Origin of the sequence: Komagataeibacter xylinus NBRC 15237, assembly GCF_001571345.1 — a bacterium.
Taxonomy (GTDB): Bacteria; Pseudomonadota; Alphaproteobacteria; order Acetobacterales; family Acetobacteraceae; genus Komagataeibacter; species Komagataeibacter xylinus.
In genome coordinates this window covers 20,921-27,901 of sequence record NZ_BCTP01000038.1, presented here as the reverse complement: position 1 = coordinate 27,901, position 6,981 = coordinate 20,921, and the positions used below count along the sequence as shown (strand labels likewise).

Annotated in this window: 5 protein-coding genes; all 5 read left to right on the top strand. The window is 67.0% G+C overall.

Translation table 11 applies throughout. The annotated features are described in order from the left end of the window. Nucleotides 1-483: MarR family winged helix-turn-helix transcriptional regulator (locus tag GXY01S_RS12845; RefSeq protein ID WP_255210439.1), on the top strand; the 483-nt coding region annotated here is incomplete at its 5' end. Nucleotides 484-634: 151 nt separating this feature from the next. Then, on the top strand, nt 635-1,621 hold the full coding sequence (locus GXY01S_RS12840) for an HlyD family secretion protein (protein WP_061275691.1): 987 nt from the start codon (nt 635-637) through the stop codon (nt 1,619-1,621). Continuing rightward, on the top strand, nt 1,618-4,392 hold the full coding sequence (gene rbbA, locus GXY01S_RS12835; RefSeq protein WP_061275689.1) for a ribosome-associated ATPase/putative transporter RbbA: 2,775 nt from the start codon (nt 1,618-1,620) through the stop codon (nt 4,390-4,392). Before GXY01S_RS12840 ends, rbbA begins: the two co-directional genes overlap by 4 nt. Before the next feature lie 4 nt (nt 4,393-4,396). Next, nucleotides 4,397-5,524 (top strand): ABC transporter permease, encoded by a 1,128-nt coding sequence (locus GXY01S_RS12830; RefSeq protein ID WP_061275687.1) that lies wholly within the window; start codon nt 4,397-4,399, stop codon nt 5,522-5,524. Then, a complete protein-coding gene (locus tag GXY01S_RS12825) occupies nt 5,524-6,960 on the top strand; it encodes an efflux transporter outer membrane subunit (RefSeq protein ID WP_061275685.1) in 1,437 nt (478 codons plus the stop codon). Before GXY01S_RS12830 ends, GXY01S_RS12825 begins: the two co-directional genes overlap by 1 nt. Nucleotides 6,961-6,981: the final 21 nt, after the last annotated feature.

Genomic DNA, 6,981 nt, shown 5'->3' with positions numbered 1-6,981 from the left:
GTCGAGGGCACGGGTTTTCAGGACATGCGAATGACCTTCCTCACCATGCGGCTGGCCAATACCTGGCGGCTGGTGCTCGACCGCGCCCTGCGGCCCGAGGGCATGAGCATGGCGATGATGCGCCCGCTGGCCTACCTCATGATGCTGCCCGATGGCGTCAGCCAGCGCGCGCTTGCCCATGCCATGAACACCGACAGTTCGGCCCTGGTGCGCGTGCTCGACCTGCTGGAAGAGGAAGGGCTGGTCGAACGCCGCCCCGACCCCGCTGACCGCCGCGCCAAGACCCTGCACCTGACCGCGCGCGGTACGCACAAATGCGCAGCCCTGCACCAGACCTGCGCGGGCATGGAGGCCCGCGTGCTTGATGGCGTGGGGGCAGGGCAGGTGCAGGCCATGATGGACGTGCTGGCCGTGGTGCTGCGGCAGGCGGAGGGCGTGCTGCGTGAGAGCGAGGGCACAGCCTGTGGTGATAACGCGCCCTGAAATGATGTACATCAGTTCATTGTGCGGCCCGGTTGTATAGAAGGTCGGGTTCTGGTGTTTCCGCATTGGCTTTAAGGGTTCCCTCCATGATCGTATTGCTCCACCCCGTTGCGACCGGCCCATGCTTTCCCGGCAACGTGGGGCCTGTGGCATGAAGTGGCGCGACGCAGCGATTGGCGCGGCCCTTGTCGTGGTGGCGGCGGGTTGTGGCGTGGGGTGGTACGTGGTGCAGCACCGGGGCGAACTGCCGCCGGGGCTGGCGCGCGCCAACGGGCGGCTGGAACTCGCCCGCATTGACGTGGCGGTCAAATATCCCGGCCGCGTCACCGAACTGGATTTCAATGAGGGCGATACGGTTGCCGCCGATCAGGTGCTGGCGCGCGAGGACGACATCAGCGCCCGCGCCAGCCTTGACGCCGCCCGCGCCCATCAGCGCGCGGCCCAGGCCGACGTGGCCCGCGCGCAGGCCGAGCACGATGCACGGCAGGCCACGTTGCACCTCGCACAGCACGACATGGATCACGCGCAGACCATGTTCCGCCAGCACCTTGTCTCTGACATGGAAGTGACCCAGCACCAGACCAATCTCGACACCGCCACCGCAGCGGCCGAGGCCGCCGGGCGCGCGGTCGAGGCGGCACAGGCCGTGGCGGATGCGGCCCGGGCGCAGGTGGCGCAGGCGCAGTCGGCCGAGGATGACATGACCATCCGCGCCCCCGTGGCGGGCCGGATCGAATACCGCATCGTGGAGAAAGGCGCCGTGCTGCCCGGCGGCGGCCGCGTGGCCTCCCTGCTCAACCCGGCGGATATGTACCTGACCGTGTTCTACCCCGCCCAGCAGGCGGGCCGGCTGCATGTGGGAGACCAGGCGCGTATTGCCCTTGACGCGCTGCACCAGCAGGTCATTCCCGCCACCATTTCCTTCATCTCGCCCGAGGCGCAGTTCACCCCCAAATATGTCGAGACCACGACCGAGCGCGACAAGCTGGTCTATCGCGTCAAGCTGCGGGTCAGCCCTGAAACGGCAGCGCGTTATGGCAGCGTGCTCAAGGCGGGCATGACGGGTGATGGCTACGTGCGCACCGATCCTGCCGCGCACTGGCCCGCAAGCCTTGATGTGGCCGATGCCCCGCAATGAGCGAGGCCGCGCCCCATAACCCGCCGGGCATTCGTGTAGCCGGGGTGACACACCGCTACGGCTCGGTCACGGCGCTGGCGGATGTGACGCTGGACCTGCCCGCGGGCACCACCATCGGCCTTGTGGGGCCTGACGGCGTGGGCAAGTCCACCCTGCTGGGGCTGATTGCAGGCGTGCGCAGGCTCCAGTCGGGCCGGCTTGATGTGCTGGGCGCCGATATAGGCGAGCGCCGCGCGCGCGAGGCGTTCCTGCCGCGTGTCGCCTTCATGCCGCAGGGGCTGGGGCGCAACCTGTATCCCGCCCTGTCGGTGTGGGAGAACATCGACTTCTTTGCCCGCCTGTTCGGCATGGATGCCCGCGAGCGCGATGCCCGCATCCAGCGCCTGCTCGACGCCACGGGCCTTGCGCCCTTCCCCGACCGGGCGGCAGGCCATCTTTCGGGCGGCATGAAGCAGAAGGTCAGCCTGTGCTGCGCGCTGGTGCATGACCCTGACCTGCTGATCCTTGATGAACCCACAACGGGCGTTGACCCGCTCTCGCGCCAGCAGTTCTGGACACTGGTGGACCAGCTCCGCCGCGAGCGCCCCACCATGACCGTGATCGTCTCCACCGCTTACATGGAGGAAGCCGAGCGCTTTGCGTGGCTGGTGGCGATGGATGACGGCAAGGTACTGATCAGCGACCAGACGCAAAAGGTGCTCGAGCGCACGCACGCCACATCGCTGGAGGCGGCGTATATCTCGCTCCTGCCCGAGGGCAAGCGGCAGGCGGCCAGTGGCTTTGTCATTCCGCCCTATGCCAATCCCGGCGGGCCGCCCGCCATCGAGGCCGCGCACCTGACCCGCCGCTTTGGCAGCTTTACGGCGGTGAGCGATGTAAGCTTCACCATCAGCCGGGGCGAGATCTTCGGCTTCCTTGGCTCCAATGGCTGCGGCAAGTCCACCACCATGAAGATGCTGACCGGCCTGCTCGACGCGACCAGCGGCACGGCAAAGCTGTTTGGCGAGCAGATCACGGCGGGCGACATGCAGACCCGCATGCGCATCGGCTACATGTCGCAGGCCTTCTCGCTGTATGAGGAACTGACCGTGCGGCAGAACCTCATGCTGCAGGCTCGCCTTTACCGCATTCCGGCAGCGCAGGCGGCGCAGCGCGTGGCGCAGGCCATCGAATCGTTTGAACTCGGCGCCTGCGCCGATGTCAGCCCCGCCTCCCTGCCGCTGGGCATCCGCCAGCGCCTGCAGTTGGCTGCGGCGTGCATCAACAACCCCGAAATCCTGATCCTTGATGAACCCACCTCCGGCGTGGACCCCGCCGCGCGCGACATGTTCTGGCGGCATCTCATCTGCCTGTCGCGGCAGGATCATGTGACGATTTTCGTCTCGACCCATTTCATGAACGAGGCGGCGCGGTGCGACCGTATTTCGCTCATGCATCGCGGCCACGTGCTGGCCGTGGGCACGCCCGCCGAACTGGTGAAAAAACGCAGCGCCCCAAACCTTGAAGCCGCCTTCATCGCCTACCTTCAGGATGCCGAGGTCGCGACCGATGCGCAGGACCATGCCACCGCGCCTGCGCGCCACAGTGCGGCCCGCACCTGGTGGCACGCGCTGGGTGGCAGGCTGGCGGCGCGGTTTGGCGCGGTGGGTGGCGCGTGGCTGCCGCGTGCCTGGGCCTTTGCCCGGCGCGAGGGGGTGGAACTGCTGCGCGACCGCCTGCGCCTGACATTCGCCCTGATCGGCCCGCTGATCCTGCTGGTGGTGGCGGCCTCGAGCATCTCGTTCGATGTGGAAGGCGTGCGCTTTACGGTTGATGACCATGACCGCACCACCATCAGCCGCGACCTGATCGACAGTTTTCGTGGCTCCACCTATTTCCATGAACTGGCCCCCGTGGCGGATGCCGATGCGCTGGACCGCGACATCCGCAATGGCAGGGTGCAACTGGCGCTCGACATCCCCGCAGGCTTCGCGCGTGACCTCGAGGCCGGGCGCAGGCCGGAGGTCGGGGTCATCATCGATGGCGCGGTGCCCTTCCTCGCGGCCAATGTGCGCGCCTACGTGACCGGCGTGCTGGCCGGTTATGCCGCAACGCTTGGCCGCGAGATGCCGCGCGGCGCGGTCATTCCCATCACCGTGGAGCCGCGCTTTTCCTACAACCAGGAATTCCGCAGCATCTACGCCATGACGCCGGGCGTGATCATGCTCGCCCTCATCCTCATCCCCACCATGCTCACCGCCCTTGGCGTGGTGCGTGAGAAGGAAGTGGGCTCGATCGTCAACCTTTATGCCTCCCCCGCCTCGGTGGGGCAGTACCTCATGGGCAAGCAGGCGCCCTACGTGGCGCTGGCCACCATCAGCTACTTCATGCTGGTGCTTGTGGCCGTGGTGGTGATGGGGGTGCCGCTCAAGGGGTCGCTGCTGGCGCTGAGCGTGGGCGGGGTGCTGTTCGTGCTCTCGGCCACGGGGCTGGGGCTGCTCATTTCCACCTTTGTCAGCTCGCAGGTGGCAGCCATTTTCGGCACGTCCATCATCTGCCTCATCCCGGCGGTCAATTTCTCCGGGCTGCTTTACCCGGCCTCCACGCTCACGGGCATCAGCCGCCTCGTGGGCTTGGGCTTTCCGGCCACGTGGTACCAGCTCATCAGCCTCGGGTGCTTTACCAAGGGGCTGGGGGTGGCAAGCTTCGGGCCGATGTATCTGGCGCTGGGCGGGTTTGGCGCAAGCTACATGCTGGCCGCCCGCCTGCTGCTGAAAAAACAGGAAGCCTGAGCGGATGATGCGCTGGCTGCTCAATGTTGGCCTGCTATGCGGCAAGGAACTGCGCAGCCTTGTGCATGACCGGGTGCTGCTCGGGCTGATCGTGTTCGCCTTCAGCGCGGGCGTGCTGCTGGTGGCCAACGGGGTGAAGGTGGAGGTGTCAAACGCTACCATCGCCTTCATCGACGAGGACAATTCCCCCCTGTCGCGCCGCATGCGCGATGCGGTTCAGCCGCCCTATTTCAAACCACCCGTGATGGTGGACCGTGCTGAAGCACTCGCGGGCATGGACAGGGGGGACTACATATTCGTGGTCGATATTCCCCCCGGTTTCCAGTCCGACGTACTGGCCGGGCGCGTGCCTGCCGTGCAGTTGCGCGTGGACGCCACCGCCATGACGCAGGCCGGGCTGGGCACGGAATACCTCAACGAGATCCTGATGGGGGAGGTGGATGACATGCTGCATGTGCCATCGCCCATTGATCAGGTGCCCTTTGCCGTGCAGAGCCGCATCCGCTTCAACCCCAATAGTGAATCGAAGTGGTTCACCTCGGTCATGCAGATCGTGACCAACATCACCATCCTGTCCATCGTGCTGGTGGGGGCGGCGGTTATCCGCGAGCGCGAGCACGGTACGCTCGAGCACCTGCTGGTCATGCCCGTGAGTGCGAGCGAGATCGCGGTGGCCAAGATCGTGACCAACGGGCTGGTCATCTTTGTCGGCGCCATCCTCTCGTTGTGGCTGGTGGTGCATGTGTGGCTCGGCGTGCCGATTGCGGGGTCGGTGGCGCTGTTTGCGGCATGCTCGCTGCTGTACCTGTTCTCGGCCACGGCGCTGGGCATCATGCTGGCCACGGTGGCGCCCACCATGCCGCAGTTCGGGCTGCTGGTGGTGCCGGTCTATGCGGTGGCCTACCTGCTGTCGGGTGCGGCAACGCCGGTGGAAAGCATGCCGCAGGTGATGCAGGTGGTGGTGCGCTTCCTGCCCACCACGCAGTTCGTCAACCTGTCGCAGGCCATTCTGTACCGCGATGCGGGGCTGGGGGCGATCGCGCTGCCGCTGCTGACCGTGACGGTGACGGGCATAGTATTTCTTGTATTCGCGCTCATGCGCTTCAGATCCATGTTGGCAAGGCAGGAATGATGAGGAACAGATTGGCGCGGGCCGCCCGCATGGGAAGTATTGCGGTGGCCGTGGGGCTTGTGGCGGGGTGCTCGCCCTTCCGCACGCATGCGCCCGCCTCCCACGTAACGGTGCCCCGGCAGTTCACGCAGGCGGGTCTGGCGGGTACGCAGGCCCCCACTGATCTTACGCGCTGGTGGGAGGCATGGCATGACCCGGGGCTGGCGCAGGCGGTCGAGACCGCGCTGGCCGCAAGCCCGGACATGCGCATCGCGCGCGACCGCGTGCTTGAGGCGCGGGCGATGCACACGGTCGTGCGCTCCGCACTTTACCCCACCGTGGGGGCCACCGGCAGCATGATGGGCGGCGATGTTGACTGGCGTGATGCCGATGGCCTGCCTGACTCCAATCGCAGCACCGATGGCCACCTTGCAGGCATTACCGCCTCATGGGAGCCGGACCTGTTTGGCGGCCGCCATGCCGATGCGAAGGCGGCGAAGGATGGCGTGAAGGCGGAGGAAGAGTATTTCCACGGTGTGCAGATGGTCATTGCCGCCGATGCCGCTGACAGTTACCTGCGCGCCCAGGGCGTGCAGCGCCAGATTACCCTGACCGACCGGGGCATTGCCACGCTGGGGCAGTTGCGGGCGTACGGGCAGGCGCGTTTTGCATCGGGGCAGGCCACGGCGGCGGATGTGCGGCTGATTGACCAGAAACTCTCGGAAATGAAGGCGCGCAGGCCCCTTCTCGTGGCCCGGCTCGACCTCATGCACCGCAGGCTTGCCGTGCTGTCCGGCCAGACGCCGGAGGGGTTGCCCGCACCTGCCGCCCCCCCGGCCTATTTCGTGCCGCCCGCCCCCGTGGGGCAGATGCCTGACACGGTGCTCGAGCGCAGGCCCGACGTGCGTGCCGGGCGCGACCAGGTGGATGCGGCGCTCAACCGGCTCAAGAGTGCCAAGACCGACCTGCTGCCCCGCTTCGGGCTGGAATTCTTTGGCGGCGACGGGCGGCTGCATTTTGATGGCATTCCCGGCCTGTCGGGCACCGGCGGCCTGATTGCGCTGACCACCTACCTGCCCATATTCACCGCCAACCGCGTGCAGGCGCGCATTCACGCCGCCAGCGCCCGGCTCGATGCGGCGGTGGCGGGTTATGACAAAAGCCTGCTGCATGCATTGGCCGAGGTGGAGGACGGGTATGAAAACCGCCTCGGCCTTGATGCCCGCGACGTGGAACTGACGCGCGCGCAGGGGCAGGCCGAGCAGGTTGCGCATGACCTGGCCGGTCTGTATGCCGGGGGGCAGCGCACGCTTGGCGATGTGCTTCAGGCCCGCATGCAGGCGCTCGATGCGCAGGCGGCGGTGCTGTCCAATCAGGACACGCGCACGCAGGCCACCATTCAGCTCGCCCGTGTGCTGGGCGGGGGCTGGCAGGAGGCAACGCCGGTCGCGCACTAGCCGCCGGGCAGGGAAGGAGAG

Bases quoted from the DNA above. Each gene is read 5' to 3' on its own strand.
- GXY01S_RS12840 (WP_061275691.1), top strand. From the start codon at position 635: ATGAAGTGGCGCGACGCAGCGATTGGCGCGGCCCTTGTCGTGGTGGCG.
- GXY01S_RS12830 (WP_061275687.1), top strand. From the start codon at position 4,397: ATGATGCGCTGGCTGCTCAATGTTGGCCTGCTATGCGGCAAGGAACTG.
- rbbA (WP_061275689.1), top strand. From the start codon at position 1,618: ATGAGCGAGGCCGCGCCCCATAACCCGCCGGGCATTCGTGTAGCCGGG.
- GXY01S_RS12825 (WP_061275685.1), top strand. From the start codon at position 5,524: ATGAGGAACAGATTGGCGCGGGCCGCCCGCATGGGAAGTATTGCGGTG.